Below are 15070 nucleotides of genomic sequence, written 5' to 3' on the forward strand. Positions count from 1 at the left end.
AAAGCAACACCTGCGACGATCAGGAACCTCGTCGACCGAACAAATCACCGCCAGGAGCCACGGAAAGGTACCTGCATGACCACCTCACTTCCATTCACCGACCACCCGGTGACTGCCCCGAACGTCGATGTCACAAGTGTCGAGTTCTGGGGTCGGACATTTGCCGAGCGGGACAAGACATTCGCCTGGCTGCGCGAGAATGCTCCGGTGAGCTGGCACAAGCCGATGGAACGCCCGCATTTCAAACCCGACGACAGCGAGAAAGGGTTCTGGGCACTCGTCAAGAGTGCCGATATCGCCTTCGTGAGCCAGAATCACGAAATCTTCAGCTCCGATCAGGACTCGGCGCGGGGTGTAATGTTCCCGCCAATCGACCGCGAAACGGTCGGTGCCCCAACCTTCCTCGTGATGGATCCGCCCTACCACACCCGATACCGCCAGGTGATCAGCTCGGCGTTCACTCCGAAGGCCGTCAAGCGTCTACGCGAGAAGATCGAAGAACGCGCCGAGCAGATCGTCGGCCGAGTCGTCGGTGCGGGCGAGTTCGACTTTGTCGAAGAAGTCGCGTCGAAGTTGCCGATGCTCACTGTCGCCGATCTTGTCGGCGTCCCCGAGAGTCTGGTCGAAGAGTTCGCCAAAGCGGGCGACAACTTCGTCAACGCAGGTGACCCGGACGAATGCCCAGCGGATCTGACACCGGCCGAGTACGCCATGCAGCAGATGGAAAGACTGTCGGAGATCGGCAATGACTTGGTCAATTTCCGTCGTGAGAATCCGGCCGACGACATCGCGACTGCGCTGGCAAACGCCGAGTTCGACGGCAAACCTCTCTCCGAGCTCGAAATCGCCTCAACGATGGTCCTGCTCAGCGTCGCCGGCAATGACACCACCAAACAGACCACCAGCCACACCGCCTTGTCACTGCACAAGAATCCGGACCAGAAGCGATGGCTGACGGAAGACTTCGACGGCCGCATCGCGCAGTCGATCGAGGAGTTCATTCGCCACGCTTCGCCCGTCCAGAACTTCGCGCGTACGGCCACTCAGGACTTCGAACTGGGTGGAACTCAGCTCAAAAGGGGCGACAAGGTCGTCATGTTCTACGGCTCGGGAAACCGGGATGAGGACGTCTTCGAGGATCCCCATCGATTCGATTTGCAGCGCAGTTTCACTAACAACCATGTTTCCTTCGGCGGCGGCGGGGTCCACTACTGCCTCGGCCACATGGTCGCCAAAGCCCAACTGCGGGCACTGTACTCACAAATCCTCACCAAACTGCCTGCCATGGAGGTAGGCGAGCCGGTGTACCTCTTCAGCGACTTCATCAACGGGATCAAGCACCTCCCGGTACGCGTGTAACCAACTCCAGCAAAGAACAGGAACGACGCTATGAAAATCATTGTCGATCGCGGGCGGTGCACAGGAATCGGAATCTGCGAATCGGTGGCCGAGGACTACTTCGAGGTTGCGGACGACGGTTCACTGATTCTCCACAAGGAGTTGGTCGATGCCGGTGACGAGAAGCTCGCCCGGGAGGCTGTTCGTGCATGTCCGGCCAAAGCCCTGACCCTCGACGAGACATGATCGTGAACGCAACGAATATCGATCATGGAGCCGGACTGGTTGTCGTCGGGGCGTCACTGGCCGGTCTGCGGGCTGCGGAGTCCGCCCGTCAAGCGGGGTTCGCGGGACCGATCACGCTGGTCGGCGACGAGTTCCATCTTCCCTACGACCGGCCTCCCCTGAGCAAGCAGTTCCTGAAAGACGGCGCCGCGCCCGACTATCACACTTCGGCCGAGGAGCTCGCCGCCCTCGATGTGAAGCTTCGCCTCGGGGCGCCGGCCACGGGACTGGACCCCGCATCGCACCGCGTGCGTGTTGGTGACAACGACTGGCTTCCGTACCAGAAGTTGATCATTGCGACAGGAGCGTCACCACGCACTCTTCCTGACATGCCGGATCTGGAGGGCGTTGTCGGGCTTCGCACTCTCGATGATGCACTCGCCCTTCGTGAAAGACTCCGCCCTGGAATCAAACTCGTGATAGTTGGCGCCGGATTCATCGGATCCGAGCTCGCCTCGTCTGCCCGAGATCGCGGCGCAGACGTGACGATCGTCGAGGCCGCCCCCATCCCACTCGTCCGTGCAGTCGGCGAGACCGTTGGCCAGGCGCTCGCAAAGCTTCACGAACGCAACGGAATTCCACTCCTGTGCAATGTTCAGGTCGAAGGGCTGATCGGCACCACTCACGTCGAGGCGGTCCGGCTGAGTACCGGCACTTCGTTGCCGGCTGAGCTTGTTGTCGTCGGCGTGGGAGCGTCTCCCGCGACGGGGTGGCTGGCAGATTCGGGTATCGAACTGCACCCGGTGGATGGTGGAGTGATGGCAAACGAGTTCCTTCAGACCTCGCTTGAAGACGTCTATGCGGCGGGCGATGTCGTCCACTGGCCCAACCCCGCATTCGACGGACTATCGGTGCGGCTCGAGAACTGGACCAATGCTGCCGATCAGGCGCACCAGGCTGCGATCAATGCCGTTGCGCCGGAGGATGCCAAGCCGTACGAGACCGTCCCCTATTTCTGGAGCGACTGGTATCAGAGCCGCATCCAGTTCGTCGGCACGGCCGTCGCCGATGAAGTGGTCTTTGCCTCCGGTGATCCGGACACTGACAAATTTGTGGCGCTGTACCGCTCGGGCGATCGACTGGTCGGCGCTGCCACCCTGAACGAACAACGCAAGATCATGAAGCTGCGTCGCATTATCGCAGGTAAAGGCGTCTGGGCAGATGCGCTCGAGCTCGTTAATCCCACGGAGAAGAAATCATGACCACTACCGCAATAGCCGCCGTTCTGCGTGACAGCGACGGCAAGTTCGAACTCGAGGAAGTGGAGCTCGGGCCGCTGGAGTCGGACGAACTTCTCGTCAAGGTGGTCGGCGCCGGGTTGTGTCACACCGACCTTCTGCTACGGGATCCCAATTTCCTGGCGCAGACCGGGCCGATCATTCTCGGCCACGAAGGTTCCGGCGTCGTCGAAGCGGTCGGCAGCGCGGTCAGAGGCGTCGAAGTCGGCGACCACGTGCTGATGAGTTTCGAATCCTGCGGACGCTGCCGCAACTGCCTTGCCGGAAGCCCTTCCTACTGCGACGAATTCATGTCTCGAAACCTCACGGGGCGCCGCGCGGATCTCAGTACCGGTGCACTCGATCGGAATGGCAACCCGGTGGCGAACCGGTGGTTCGGGCAGTCGTCCTTTGCCACGCACGCCATTGCAACTGAACGCAATGTGGTCGTGGTCGACAAAGCGCTGCCGCTCGAGCTTCTCGGTCCTCTCGGCTGCGGCTTGCAGACGGGCGCTGGTTCGGTTCTCAACGAAATGAAACTGGCTGCTGGACAAAGTATTGCAGTTTTCGGAGCCGGTGGTGTCGGACTTGCGGCAGTGATGGCAGCCAAGGCTGCAGGTGCCCGTGACATCGTCGTGGTCGACCTGGTCGACTCTCGGCTCGAAACGGCTGTAGAAGTTGGTGCTACCCGAACGGTGCGCGGCGATGCACCGGATCTGGTCGAGGCAATCAAGAACGGCGGGCGTGGACTCGACTTCTCCTTCGAAACGACCGCAGTGACCTCTGTCATCACAACGGCTGTCAGCATCCTCGACACCCCGGGTAAGGCGGTGTTGGTGGGCGGCGGTTCCGGAAAGCTCGACATCGACCCGGTTCTGTTGGCAGGCAAGTCAGTGACGTATGTGCTGGAAGGGAGTTCGGTCCCGCAGGTCTTTCTCCCGCAGCTGGTGGATCTGTGGCAACGCGGTTGGTTCCCATTCGACAAGCTCGTCCAGACCTACACGCTCGATCAGATCAACCAGGCCGTGGAGGATTCGCTCTCCGGCAAGGCAATCAAGCCGGTGCTGACGCCGGCGCACCACTGACCACGAAATGGATCGAGAATGACCTCAACGGATTCGCTATTCTTGTCTGCCGCAGCAACATCGAACGGACGCGATCTCCCTACCGCGGGTAGCTTCGGGGTGATCAATCCCGCGACGGGTGAGGTATTCGCACAGGCGCCGTCCGTCACGCCGGATCAGCTCGACGGTGTGTTCGCCGCGGCTGCGACCGCGTACGAATCTTGGCGGTTCGACGACGAATTTCGGCGTGACTCATTGCGCCGAGCCGCAGACGTCATCGAGAGCCGGATCGGCGAACTGGCCCCGATCCTGACGATGGAGCAGGGCAAGCCGCTCACCGATGCCGCAATGGAATTCGGCGTCGCGGCGATGTGGCTGCGCTACTACGCCGATCTCGACATCCCTCGGGAAATCATCCGAGACGATGCCGAGGGCTTCGAGGAGGTCACCCATCGACCGATGGGGGTCGTCAGTGCCATAACCCCGTGGAACTTTCCGATCGCGCTTGCGATGTGGAAGATCGCGCCGGCACTGCGCGCGGGCAACACTATCGTCGTCAAGCCCTCTCCGTACACACCGCTGGCAACGCTTGCGCTCGCCAACGTCCTTCGTGGCACCTTCCCGGATGGTGTACTCAACGTGGTCACCGGGCCGGATCCGCTTGGCGCAACCATGGTTTCGCACCCAGTTCCGCGCAAAGTCAGCTTCACCGGTTCGACCTCGGTCGGGCGAAAGGTCGCTCTCGGGGCTGCAGACGGCCTCAAGCGCATCACTCTGGAACTCGGCGGAAACGATCCCGCCGTCATTCTCGGAGACGTGGACGTCGAGAAGATCGCACCCAGCCTGTTCCAAAGTGCATTCAACAACAACGGGCAGATCTGTCTGGCCGTCAAGCGCGTGTACGCACACGAAAGTATTCAGCCTCAACTGGTCGAGGCCCTCAGTGAAATTGCCAAATCCGTCAAGGTCGACGAGGGCACTGTCGACGGAACGGTGCTCGGGCCCATCAACAACAAGCCGCAATTCGATCTGGTCAAGAGCTTGGTTGCGGATGCGTTGAACAACGGTGCGAGGGCCGCCGCCGGCGGTGGACCAATCGACCGCAAGGGTTACTTTCATCAGCCGACCATCCTCGACCAGGTCGACGACGGTATGCGCATCGTCGACGAAGAGCAGTTCGGTCCGGCGCTTCCCATCGTCTCGTTCCGAGACGAGGCCGACGTCATCGTCCGCGCCAACCGCGGAGAGTACGGACTTACCGCGTCCGTGTGGTCGGGCGACGCCGAACACGCCGCAAGGCTCGCTCCTCAGATCGACGCCGGACAGGTCTCGATCAACGGACACGGCAGGGGTGTCCTACCGCATCTCCCGTTCGGCGGTCACAAGTCCAGTGGCATCGGAGTGGAAAACGGTCCTTGGGGTCTTCACAGCTTCACCGAACTGCAGGTGATCACGGGGCCGTCGCGCCACTAGCCGCTATGCGGTCGACCTTTGGCAACCAATGTCCACAGAGTGCTGGACATTGGTTGCCATCGGATTTCCAGTGGTACTTGGAATGCGTGGGCAAACGCACACGTCCGAAAAAATTACGAACACTTCGCAATAGTCACCGATATCCCTCCAGGAAAGAGGACATTCATGTCTACCGTGGTCAACAGCGAGCGCGAGGATCGCCAACAGCCGACGGGCATAGCAATGCCTGGCGCCTGGCTTCTGGGCCAACGTGATCCCAGTCGGCCCGCGATCGTTATGGAAGGCGAGACAACAACTTTCGGTGAGCTTGTCAGCAAGGCCAACCAGCTCAGCAACAAGTTCGCCGATCTGGGGTTGACCAGAGGCGATGTCGTCGCGGGTCTACTGTTGAACGGTACCGAGTTCTACGAAATTACTCTGGCATGCACGCAGAGTGGTTTGTATTTCGTTCCGATCAATACTCATCTGGCGGGACCTGAAGTCGAGTACATCGTGCGCGATTGCGACGCGTCCGTCCTTATTGTTCACGCAGAGCTCGCCGACAAGGTTGTCGGCCGGATAGAGGACGCAGTTCCGCACCGCGTGGTTATCGGTAGCGCGCCGGCCGACTGGTCCAGCTACGAAGCCTTCACCCTCTTCGCCGACGAAACTCCCGCCACCCGCTCGCTCGGCTCGGCGATGATGTACACCTCCGGCACAACTGGCCGACCTAAGGGCGTCCGCCGCCCGATGATCGATGCAACGCCCGAGAGCCCGCTCCAGGCGACCGGTCCGTTCTTCGGGAACGTGGGAATACCCCATGGACCTGGACGGCATTTGGTGTGCTCGCCCGTGTATCACGCTGCGCCGGGCGGTGTTTCACTGTCTCTGTTGCATGCTGGGCACACGCTGTACGTCTTGCCTGGCTTCGATGCCGAAACGGTGCTTCGAACGATCAGCGACAAAGCCATTACTTCCTCCCATATGGTTCCCACGCATTTTCAGCGGCTTCTCGATTTACCGGCAGGCGTTCGTGACAGCTGTGATATCTCGAGTGTCGATGTTCTTTTTCATGCCGGGGCTCCGTGTCCTCCGGCAACCAAGCGCGCCATGATCGGTTGGTTCGGTCCGGTTCTGGTCGAATATCTCGGCTCCACCGAGGGGCTCGTGTGCGTGTGCTCCACCGCCGAGTGGCTCGAACATCCGGGCACTGTCGGGCGTCCGGATCCGAGCGCTGTAATGCTCCGCGGGCTGGACGGCGAGCAGGCTCCTCCCGGTGAAGAGGGCACTATCTATTTCAAGACCAGCCCATTCGAATACTTGGGAGATCCGGAGAAGACCGCTGCTGCGCAGTGGGGCGAATTCACTACGTCGGGGGATGTGGGGCGTTTCGACGACGACGGCTACCTGTACATATTGGATCGTCGCGTAGACCTGATTCTCACCGGCGGCGTGAACGTGTATCCCGCCGAGGTGGAGGGCGCACTGCTCGAACACCCCGGCGTTGCCGATGTCGGAGTCATCGGCATCGCCGACCCTGAGTGGGGCCAACGAGTTGTGGCGGTCGTCCAATTGGCGTCCGGATTCATCAGCGACAGCGACGAAGACCTTCGCGCAAAGCTGGACCAGCACGTACGTGAGCAGATCGCCGGCTTCAAGCGACCGCGCGAATACATCTTCACCCAGGACTTTCCGCGATCGGCGGCAGGCAAGGTGTCGCGCCAGAAGTTGCGAGAACTCGCCAACGGTCAGTAGGACAGGCATTTGTTGCCGGTGCCGGTGCCGGTGCCGATGCCCGTGCCGGTTCAGGAGCGGCGAGCGATCCACTCTGCCGCAGCAGCATCGATGTCCTGCTTCAACTTCTCGAAGAAGGCCGTCGACGGTGTCGGCACCAAACTCGCTGCGGTAGTGAGTGATTGACGGAGGCTTGCGCGACGCTCATGTAACTCGTCGTCGGTCAGGAGCGTCAGGTCCGCCATTGGGAGCTCCCTCGATCGATGTGATTCGTGTTTCGGGCAGACCGTGCGCATCGGGATCGATGCATGATTCGATGCGCACGGCCCAGGCACTCCAGGCTGGGGGCCGGAATGCAAAATCCACTTTACCAAATGATTACTAATGGTTGTGGGTGTGCCCCGTTCTCGGCCTTCGTGGAGTGCTTTCGCAGGGTTCTCCCAGGTCGTAAGTCCTGACAATCGTTGAAGCTGCAACTATCGTCGAACCCATGAAAAAGATCTGGTGGATCGGCGGAGCAGTAGTTGTGGTCGTACTCGCCCTGCTTGTGGGGCCGTGGGCGTACGGGAAATTCATCGCTGAAGACGATGCGCCGGCGGCCGTGGTATCCACTCAGGGTGCAGAAGCGGCGTCCGGATCGATCGACGGGCAGTGGACCGTCGTCGCCGGGCAGGGGGACAACCAGACGGCAGCGGGATACACCGTGCACGAGATTCTCAACGGATCGAGTGTGACCGTCGTCGGAACCACCGGCGAAGTGAGCGGAAACGCGGTTGTCGAGGGTGAAAAGCTCACGTCAGGCGAAGTGACGGTGCAGGTGGCAAGCATCAAGACCGACTCGGATCGGCGCGACGGCCAGTTCACGGGCAATGTGATGGATACCAGCACGTATCCGACGGCGACGTTCACGATCGACTCGCCGGTGGACTTGGCTGCTGTACCGACAGATGGCACAACTGCGACGGTCACGGTGTCTGGCACCTTGACTCTCAAAGGTCAGTCCAAGCCGGTGTCGGTCGACATGACCGTGCTGCATTCGGGTGATTCGCTGATTGCATCGGGCTCGATTCCAGTTACCTGGACCGATTTCGGAGTTGAACCCCCGTCCCTCGGTTTTGTCACCGTCGACGGCAGTGGCTCGGTGGACTTCCTCGTCTCACTCGCCGCGGGCTGAATTACGTCCACCCGATTCGCGCTGCTTGGGGGCGGGCAGGGAAGATTAAGGACATGACCTTCCTTTCTCGTTGTCCGTTCCGAAGGCAGTGCGCGATTTCTGCCCGGACGGAATGAACAGGTGATGCCCCGGTGGAGACCGTTCCGAACGGGTGAAGACCCCGATCCACGGTTCACTCTCGCCAATGAGCGGACGTATCTGGCCTGGATCCGCACGGCGACGGCCTTTGTCGCATCGGGCGTCGGGCTCGAAGCGTTCGGCGGCGACATTCTCAACCCGACGGTTCGTGCCGGCTTGGCCGCGTTGTTGCTCGTCGGCGGCGCTCTGATCGCCATCACTTCTTTTGTCCACTGGATCAGTGCCGAGCGAGCGCTGCGTGCTGAGCGCTCGTTGCCAGTGCCGCTCATGGCGCCGGTGGTCGGCATCGTGCTGGTGATCTGCGCGACCGTCCTGGTGGTCGAGGTCGTGAACTGATTGACCGCGCTGGAACCGTCGGAAGGTGTCAAGCCTCCGGACAAGGGCTTGCAGTCCGAGCGCACATCGCTCTCGTTCGTGCGGACGAGTCTGTCGATCCTCGGCTTGTCTGCCGCCTGTTTGAGATGGTTGCCGCCGTTCGGTTCGGTAGCACTGATCGGCCCGTCCCTCGCTGCCGTGCTTGTCGTCGCGGTGACGGTCTACGAACGTCGGTCGCGGCCCAGGCGGTTGGCCCAGTTCTCAGCCGAAAAGGCAACGCCTGCTTTGGGTATGGGTGCTGCTCTCGCGGTCGCCCTGCTCCTACTCAGTGCGACGGGGCTGTGGATTCTGCTGACGTGACCTCGGCTTTCGGTGCCCAGCCGGGTGGGCCGAACACGTAGCCTGCGCGCTGGCGCCACGACTTCGACGCTTTCCAGTCGCGAGCGATGGCAGCGTATTCGCGTGTTTGGAGCTTCCAGATGTTGTACGTTCCGACCGGCGTCGTGAGTCCGTAGGTGGGCCGGTGGGTTTCGGCTGCGAAGGTCCCGAACATCCGGTCCCAGATGATGAGGATTCCGGCGTAGTTGCGGTCGAGGTACTCGGCGTCGGAGCCGTGGTGGACGCGATGGTGCGACGGCGTGTTGAAGATGAATTCGATGGGCCGCCAAAGTTTTCCGACACGTTCGGTGTGGACGAAGAACTGGTAGACGAGGCTGACGGAGAAGCCGACGAACACCATCCACGGCGGAATCCCGAGGAACGGCAACGGCAACCACATGATGATCTCACCGCTGTTGTTCCACTTCTGCCTCAGTGCGGTGCTGAAGTTGAAGTACTCACTCGAATGGTGAGCCTGGTGTGTGGCCCAGATGACTCGCACTCGGTGCGCGATGCGGTGATACGCGTAATAGAGGACGTCGATTCCGAGCAGCAGGATCACCCAGGTGTACCAGGCCGTCGGCGAGAGGTGCCACGGAGCGAGGTACACCCAGATTGCGGAATAGCCGATCAGCGCCAGCACTTTCCAGAAGGTGCTGGTTGCGATCGACACGAGTCCGAGCAGAACGCTGGTTCTGGCGTCGACGCTTCGATAGCCGCCTTCCGCGGGCCGTGCGCGTCCGTCGGCGTCGTCGGGATGATCCTCGAGAGCGCGGGCCGCGAACCATTCGATTGCCAGGAAGATGACAAACGCGGGAATTGCGAGCGTGACTGGATCATGGAGCGGTTCGAGAAGTGACTTCCATGATTCGAGAAGGGTTTCCCACACGCGATTTGTCCTGTTCTCTAGCTTCGATCGTTACATCATGCATCAAAATGTAACGTCAGGGAACCCTTTGCTGCGAAGATCTTGCAGGGTTTGTTGCGACTATTCATAGAAGGATGGTAGGAATTGCCGGTGCATATCACCGCGAAGGTGGACTACGCCGTGCGGACTCTGGTCGAGCTCGCGGCAGTAGGTCCTGACCCGGCCAAGGCCGAGTTTCTCGCCAAATCCCAGGTCATACCCCACAAGTTCCTGGAAGCGGTGCTCTCGGACCTGCGGCGCGGCGGCTTGGTCAACAGCCGTCGAGGCCCGGACGGGGGATACTGGCTCGCTCGGTCCGCGGACGAGATCACGATTGCAGACGTCATACGAGCCGTCGAAGGCCCGCTTGCTTCGATTCGAGGTCAGCGACCGGAAGACGTCGACTACGGGGGGCCGGCGACGCCCCTCAAGGAGGTGTGGATTGCAGTGCGCGTCAACCTCCGTGCTGTGCTCGAAAATGTCACACTCACCGATGTTGCAGGTGGAGAATTGCCCGAGTTCGTTCACGAACTGACGGCAGATCCCGAGGCGTGGAATCGGCGCTGATACAGCCCGGTTTCAGTGTGCCCGTCGACGCGGAACAGTCATAGGAGCAGTGTTCGCGGTGTTGCCTCCCGCGGATTTTGCGTCGTACATCAGATGATCGGCCGCAACGATTGCTCGGGAGAACTCGTTGTAGTCGAACTCTTCCTGATGCGGGATGAAAGGTAGCGTCGCTGCTCCGACGCTGACGGTGGCCAATGGGTCGTCGGAAGCGTTCACGACGGCTTTGGGCAGTGTCGCGATTCTTTTGCGAAGTCCGTACGGGGTACCGATCATCACAACGGTGAACTCCTCGCCGCCGGTGCGCGCGGCGTAGCCGAAACCGTTCACATGCGCCTGCAGGCGCATTCCGGTCCGGATGATGACGGCGTCACCGACTTCGTGACCGAAGGTGTCGTTCACCGCCTTGAACTTGTCGATGTCGACGACGGCAACAGCAATGTCGGCACGATTTGCCGACGCGACCGACCAGATACGCTCCGACATGTCCCACAGTCCTCGTCGGTTCAGCAGGCCGGTAAGTGCATCCACTTTGGATCCCGTTGCGCGCGCGAGTAATTGCCGCCAAGTGAACTGAATCGTGGCCGGAATGAAGATCACGGCACACAGTACGACGTCCGTGCGTGCAATCACGCTGGTTGTCGAGTAGTCGCCGTTCGTCAGGCCGAGCACCGTCAGGGCGATGACAAATGTCGTGGCAAAGGCGAGATGGAAGGCCAACCAGCGGTAATCGAGAAAATAGGTGAAGTAGGCGCCGGTGGCGACAAAGAGTGCCGCGCCGAAAAGGGCGGCGTTATGGCTGGTGAAGGTGATGAGAATCGAGGCAGTTCCGAGATCCGCCCACAGTCCGTAGAGCTTGAGCATGCGCGAACCTCTGATTCGGCCGACGAACCAGAGAATCGTGGGGATCAGGTTGACGGTCGCAATGCCGACGAGCCAACTGCGCGCAAACGGTCCGTCCGGGCCCTCTCCGCTGAGGAGAAACAGGAACGCCACGATCGAGAAATTGAGTGAGCAGAATCCGATGGTGAGGCGGACGAGACGTAGAACGGAGCCTCGTCCGGACTTCGATCCCCACAGCATCACCGTGGACGAAACCGGCCAGGTGTGCAGGAGCGGGTCCATCAAATTCCTTCGCCGAGCAAATTGCGGTTAATTCACCGCAAAGTATGTCAGGCCATGTTGATTCACGCGTCAACTTGGCAGGGGGTCTCACGCGGTGGAGCTGCTCGCGACGCTCTCTGTCGCCCTGTTCAGGCATTTGCCGTGCGTGCGTGTGAGACACGCCTCGAGTTTCCGCGCTGTGTGTTCGATCGCACAACTTTGCAGACCTCTGCAAAGTTGCAGAGGTCTGCAAGTTCGGTACCGTGTTGGGGTGATCATCGAACAAGGCCTTCGCGACCGCAAGAAGGCAGCAACCCGTGCCGCACTCAGTGGCGCGGCAGCACGGCTCGCTCGTGCGCTGGGGATCGAATGCGTCACCGCTGATGCAATCGCCTCGGAGGCCGGAGTGTCGACGAGGACCTTTCACAATTACTTTTCCAGCAAGGAGGAGGCAGTCCTCGCCAGCTTCGAGGAGTCGATCGCCTCGTGGATCGAGGCGCTTGCGTCGCGGCCCGCGGACGAACCGATTCTCGACGTGCTCGAGAACCTTGTGGTCGAAATCGTGAGCGATTCGGGCCCGGGTGCGGAAGAAAAAGTAAACATCTGGATGTTGTCGGACTCGAGTCCTGCTCTCTATCGGGATGCGGCAGACATGCACCAGCGAATAAACCGTGCAGTCACTCGGGCATTGGCCGAACGTACCGGCACGGACGCCGAACGGGACCTGTATCCAACCCTTCTTCTCGGGGTTGTGGCCGGCGCCTGCAAATCGGTGATCGACGTCTGGACTGGCGGAAAGTCGGAGGCTTCCAGTCCGGAGGAGTTGGTCCACGACGCTTTTCGGCAGATTCGTGCCGGATTGCCCGCCCCTGAGATGTCGCGTCCCTGAGATGGCCCGTCTCTGAGCCCCACACGTAATACCTGTCCACGTACACGCACCGAAACAGCAAGGAGCCCGTCGTGGCCACCTATCTTTATCGGATCGGCAAGTTCGCCTACCGGCGAAAAGGCGCGGTCCTCAGCGTTTGGCTGATAATCCTGGTCCTGATGGGCGTCGGGGCTGCCACTCTGTCCGGCCCCACCAAGGATTCGTTCTCCATTCCGGGAACCCCGGCACAGCAGGCGCAAGACCTGATGGCGGAGCGTTTTCCCGACGCGCCCAACCCGATGGATTCGCTGAGCGCGCGATACGTAGTGCAAGCTCCGGCGGGCACGACGCTGGCCGATCCGGCGAACGTCAAGGCCATGGACGACATGCTCGCGAGTATTCGTGGCATCGACAAGGTTGCCGACTCCGCCAAGGTGGACCCGGCGACTGCCACTGCGGAACAGGCCGCGAAGGCGTTGGTCAATCCGGTTACCGGCAACGACTCCATGGTTGCGATGTTCAAGGAAAAGGCTGCTGCGGCTGGAACTTCCGAGACGCAGGCCGTGGACGACGCGCGCGCGTTGTCGCCGCTCAGTGCCGACGGCACGGTCGGGTACGTCGAGGTTCCGTTCAGCGGTGACTTCGCCGATCTCGACCAGGCGTTGCGTGATTCGATCAACTCCGCAGCCGATGTCGGTCGGGCCGAGGGACTCAACGTCCAGGTCAGTGGTTCTGCTGCTCAGGAAGCGGAGATGCCCGGTGGTGTCACCGAGCTGATCGGTATCGCCGTTGCCGCTGTCGTTCTGGCCATCACGTTCGGTTCGCTTGTGGCCGCGGGGCTTCCGCTGCTGACCGCGATCATCGGTATCGCTATCGGCAGCCTCGGAATCACCGTCGCCACCGGCTTCATGGATCTCAGTTCGATGACTCCGACGCTGGCGATCATGATCGGTCTGGCCGTGGCGATCGACTACTCGCTGTTCATCATGTCCAGGTTCAGGCATGAGCTCACCCTCACCGACAACCGTGCCGAAGCAGCAGGTCGCGCCGTCGGAACCGCCGGTTCCGCAGTGGTATTCGCCGGTTTGACAGTCATCATCGCGCTCGTTGCCTTGCGTGTCGTCGGTATCCCGTTCCTCTCGGACATGGGTGCGGCAGCGGCCTTCACGGTGCTGATCGCGGTCCTGATCGCATTGACCTTGCTGCCCGCGATCCTGGGTATGTTCGGGCGCAAGGCTTTTGCCGGCAAGATTCCCTTCCTCAGCAAGCGTGCGGAGGAGTCCGAAAACGATGATTCGGGCAAGCCGAAGTTGGCTCTGCGCTTCATCACCGCCGTCGTTCGTCGTCCGCTCGTGCCGCTGATCGGTGGAGTAGTTCTTCTGGGCGCATTGGCTCTGCCCGCAACGGGATTGAGTCTGGCATTGCCGTCGGAGGCCACCGGTGACCCGGCGACAAGTGCGCGTCAGGCGTACGACCTGATCGACGAGGGCTTCGGTGACGGCCGCAACGGACCGCTGATCGCCGTTGTCGACGCCAAGGACGCCAGCGTCCCCGCCGGGGAGGCCTTTGCGGAGGTCGTCTCGACCATCTCGAGCTTCGGTGACGTCCAGAACGCACAGGTCGTGAGGGTCAACGAAGCCGGCGACACCGCGCAGGTACTGATCACTCCGAAGAGCGGACCGACCGATCCGGCCACGATGGATCTGGTGGGCAGCCTCCGCGGAGCAGAAGGCGGGCTCAACGATTCGATCGGCGTCAGCTACGGCATCACCGGTCAGACCGCACTCGAAGGCGACGTCTCGGACACGCTGAAGGATGCATTGGTGCCCTACCTTGCCGTGGTGGTCGGCCTTGCATTCATCTTGTTGCTCTTGGTGTTCCGCTCGATCCTGGTTCCGCTGACCGCGACGCTCGGCTTCCTGCTCAGCGTGCTCGCGACATTCGGTGCGACGGTGGCGATCTTCCAGCACGGTTGGTTGGGCATCATCTCGAACCCGCAACCGCTCGTGAGTTTCATGCCGATCTTCCTGATCGGCGTGGTGTTCGGGTTGGCGATGGACTACCAGGTGTTCCTCGTGACGCGTATGCGTGAGGAGTACGTCCACGGTGCGAGCGCGAAGGAGGCCGTGACAATCGGCTTCAACCACGGTGCCCGCGTGGTCAGTGCGGCCGCGGTCATCATGATCTCCGTGTTCGGTGCCTTCATCGCAGAACCGAACTCGTTCATCAAGTCGATCGGATTCGCGCTCGCCGCGGCGGTGTTCTTCGACGCCTTCATCGTGCGCATGGTCATCATCCCGTCCGTCATGGCACTGCTCGGCGACAAGGCGTGGTGGTTGCCGAAGTGGCTGGACAAGATTCTGCCGAACGTCGACATCGAGGGTGAGAAGCTCAGCAAGGCCCTCCGTGACGAGAAGGAAGCGGAGTTGCAGTCCGCATCTGCTTGATCTCTGCTGTGCGCCTTTATTAACCCCCCGCGGTTAATAAAGGCGCACAGCTGTTTTTGTGTATCGAAATATCCAGCGGCACATG

Annotated in this window: 15 protein-coding genes; 12 read left to right on the forward strand and 3 right to left on the reverse strand. The window is 61.1% G+C overall.

Annotated elements, in window-relative coordinates; translation table 11 throughout:
- The first annotated feature begins 75 nt into the window (after positions 1 to 75).
- From RA302_RS01735 to RA302_RS01760, 6 genes are all read left to right on the forward strand, one after another.
- The gene (locus RA302_RS01735) at positions 76 to 1359 is read left to right on the forward strand and encodes a cytochrome P450 (protein WP_166501666.1); all 1284 of its coding nucleotides are present in this window, start codon (positions 76 to 78) and stop codon (positions 1357 to 1359) included.
- 30 nt (positions 1360 to 1389) lie between these two features.
- Positions 1390 to 1584: a ferredoxin gene (locus RA302_RS01740; protein ID WP_024488251.1), complete on the forward strand. Its 195-nt coding sequence runs from the start codon at positions 1390 to 1392 to the stop codon at positions 1582 to 1584.
- Complete coding sequence (locus RA302_RS01745) at positions 1581 to 2825, forward strand: FAD-dependent oxidoreductase (RefSeq protein WP_084324998.1); 1245 nt, start codon at positions 1581 to 1583, stop codon at positions 2823 to 2825. The genes RA302_RS01740 and RA302_RS01745 overlap by 4 nt, the downstream gene beginning before the upstream one ends.
- Entirely contained in the window at positions 2822 to 3925 is a 1104-nt protein-coding gene (locus RA302_RS01750; RefSeq protein ID WP_046377778.1) for an NAD(P)-dependent alcohol dehydrogenase, read from the forward strand. Before RA302_RS01745 ends, RA302_RS01750 begins: the two co-directional genes overlap by 4 nt.
- An 18-nt stretch (positions 3926 to 3943) precedes the next feature.
- Positions 3944 to 5377, forward strand: coding sequence for an aldehyde dehydrogenase family protein (locus tag RA302_RS01755; RefSeq protein WP_024488212.1), 1434 nt, complete (start codon positions 3944 to 3946; stop codon positions 5375 to 5377).
- Between the two features lie 165 nt (positions 5378 to 5542).
- Complete coding sequence (locus RA302_RS01760) at positions 5543 to 7111, forward strand: AMP-binding protein (RefSeq protein WP_084325001.1); 1569 nt, start codon at positions 5543 to 5545, stop codon at positions 7109 to 7111.
- A 50-nt stretch (positions 7112 to 7161) separates the two neighbouring features.
- Here RA302_RS01760 and RA302_RS01765 read toward each other — a convergent pair whose 3' ends face one another.
- Positions 7162 to 7335: a hypothetical protein gene (locus RA302_RS01765; protein ID WP_166501669.1), complete on the reverse strand. Its 174-nt coding sequence runs from the start codon at positions 7333 to 7335 to the stop codon at positions 7162 to 7164.
- 245 nt (positions 7336 to 7580) lie between these two features.
- Between RA302_RS01765 and RA302_RS01770 the strand changes: the two genes are divergently transcribed.
- The 3 genes from RA302_RS01770 to RA302_RS01780 all read left to right on the forward strand — a co-directional run bounded on the left by RA302_RS01770 (position 7581) and on the right by RA302_RS01780 (position 9077).
- Positions 7581 to 8264 (forward strand): YceI family protein, encoded by a 684-nt coding sequence (locus RA302_RS01770; RefSeq protein WP_166501670.1) that lies wholly within the window; start codon positions 7581 to 7583, stop codon positions 8262 to 8264.
- A gap of 123 nt (positions 8265 to 8387) precedes the next feature.
- A complete protein-coding gene (locus RA302_RS01775; protein ID WP_029537421.1) occupies positions 8388 to 8738 on the forward strand; it encodes a DUF202 domain-containing protein in 351 nt (116 codons plus the stop codon).
- The gene (locus RA302_RS01780) at positions 8739 to 9077 is read left to right on the forward strand and encodes a DUF202 domain-containing protein (protein WP_041814532.1); all 339 of its coding nucleotides are present in this window, start codon (positions 8739 to 8741) and stop codon (positions 9075 to 9077) included. It abuts the gene before it with no gap.
- On the opposite strand, the gene RA302_RS01785 is transcribed toward RA302_RS01780, so the two are convergent.
- Complete coding sequence (locus tag RA302_RS01785; RefSeq protein ID WP_020905867.1) at positions 9043 to 9984, reverse strand: sterol desaturase family protein; 942 nt, start codon at positions 9982 to 9984, stop codon at positions 9043 to 9045. The genes RA302_RS01780 and RA302_RS01785 overlap by 35 nt on opposite strands.
- Positions 9985 to 10113: 129 nt before the next feature.
- On the opposite strand from RA302_RS01785, the gene RA302_RS01790 reads away from it, so the two are divergent.
- Entirely contained in the window at positions 10114 to 10569 is a 456-nt protein-coding gene (locus RA302_RS01790) for an Rrf2 family transcriptional regulator (protein WP_046377779.1), read from the forward strand.
- Between the two features lie 12 nt (positions 10570 to 10581).
- Here the strand turns inward: RA302_RS01790 and RA302_RS01795 are convergent, their stop codons facing one another.
- Positions 10582 to 11691 (reverse strand): GGDEF domain-containing protein, encoded by a 1110-nt coding sequence (locus RA302_RS01795; protein WP_084325002.1) that lies wholly within the window; start codon positions 11689 to 11691, stop codon positions 10582 to 10584.
- A 250-nt stretch (positions 11692 to 11941) separates the two neighbouring features.
- Here RA302_RS01795 and RA302_RS01800 point away from each other — a divergent pair, with 250 nt between their 5' ends.
- A complete protein-coding gene (locus RA302_RS01800; RefSeq protein WP_166501671.1) occupies positions 11942 to 12559 on the forward strand; it encodes a TetR/AcrR family transcriptional regulator in 618 nt (205 codons plus the stop codon).
- A gap of 71 nt (positions 12560 to 12630) precedes the next feature.
- Positions 12631 to 14985 (forward strand): MMPL family transporter, encoded by a 2355-nt coding sequence (locus RA302_RS01805; RefSeq protein ID WP_166501672.1) that lies wholly within the window; start codon positions 12631 to 12633, stop codon positions 14983 to 14985.
- Positions 14986 to 15070: the final 85 nt, after the last annotated feature.

Origin of the sequence: Rhodococcus sp. DN22 (assembly GCF_036669995.1) — a bacterium.
In the GTDB taxonomy this organism is placed as follows: Bacteria; Actinomycetota; Actinomycetes; order Mycobacteriales; family Mycobacteriaceae; genus Rhodococcus_F; species Rhodococcus_F erythropolis.

What these genes read in the sequence shown, in the direction of transcription:
- RA302_RS01765 (WP_166501669.1), bottom strand. Translation starts at nt 7,335, where the DNA reads ATGGCGGACCTGACGCTCCTGACCGACGACGAGTTACATGAGCGTCGC.
- RA302_RS01745 (WP_084324998.1), top strand. Translation starts at nt 1,581, where the DNA reads ATGATCGTGAACGCAACGAATATCGATCATGGAGCCGGACTGGTTGTC.
- RA302_RS01735 (WP_166501666.1), top strand. Translation starts at nt 76, where the DNA reads ATGACCACCTCACTTCCATTCACCGACCACCCGGTGACTGCCCCGAAC.
- RA302_RS01750 (WP_046377778.1), top strand. Translation starts at nt 2,822, where the DNA reads ATGACCACTACCGCAATAGCCGCCGTTCTGCGTGACAGCGACGGCAAG.
- RA302_RS01760 (WP_084325001.1), top strand. Translation starts at nt 5,543, where the DNA reads ATGTCTACCGTGGTCAACAGCGAGCGCGAGGATCGCCAACAGCCGACG.
- RA302_RS01770 (WP_166501670.1), top strand. Translation starts at nt 7,581, where the DNA reads ATGAAAAAGATCTGGTGGATCGGCGGAGCAGTAGTTGTGGTCGTACTC.
- RA302_RS01740 (WP_024488251.1), top strand. Translation starts at nt 1,390, where the DNA reads ATGAAAATCATTGTCGATCGCGGGCGGTGCACAGGAATCGGAATCTGC.
- RA302_RS01755 (WP_024488212.1), top strand. Translation starts at nt 3,944, where the DNA reads ATGACCTCAACGGATTCGCTATTCTTGTCTGCCGCAGCAACATCGAAC.
- RA302_RS01795 (WP_084325002.1), bottom strand. Translation starts at nt 11,691, where the DNA reads ATGGACCCGCTCCTGCACACCTGGCCGGTTTCGTCCACGGTGATGCTG.
- RA302_RS01775 (WP_029537421.1), top strand. Translation starts at nt 8,388, where the DNA reads ATGCCCCGGTGGAGACCGTTCCGAACGGGTGAAGACCCCGATCCACGG.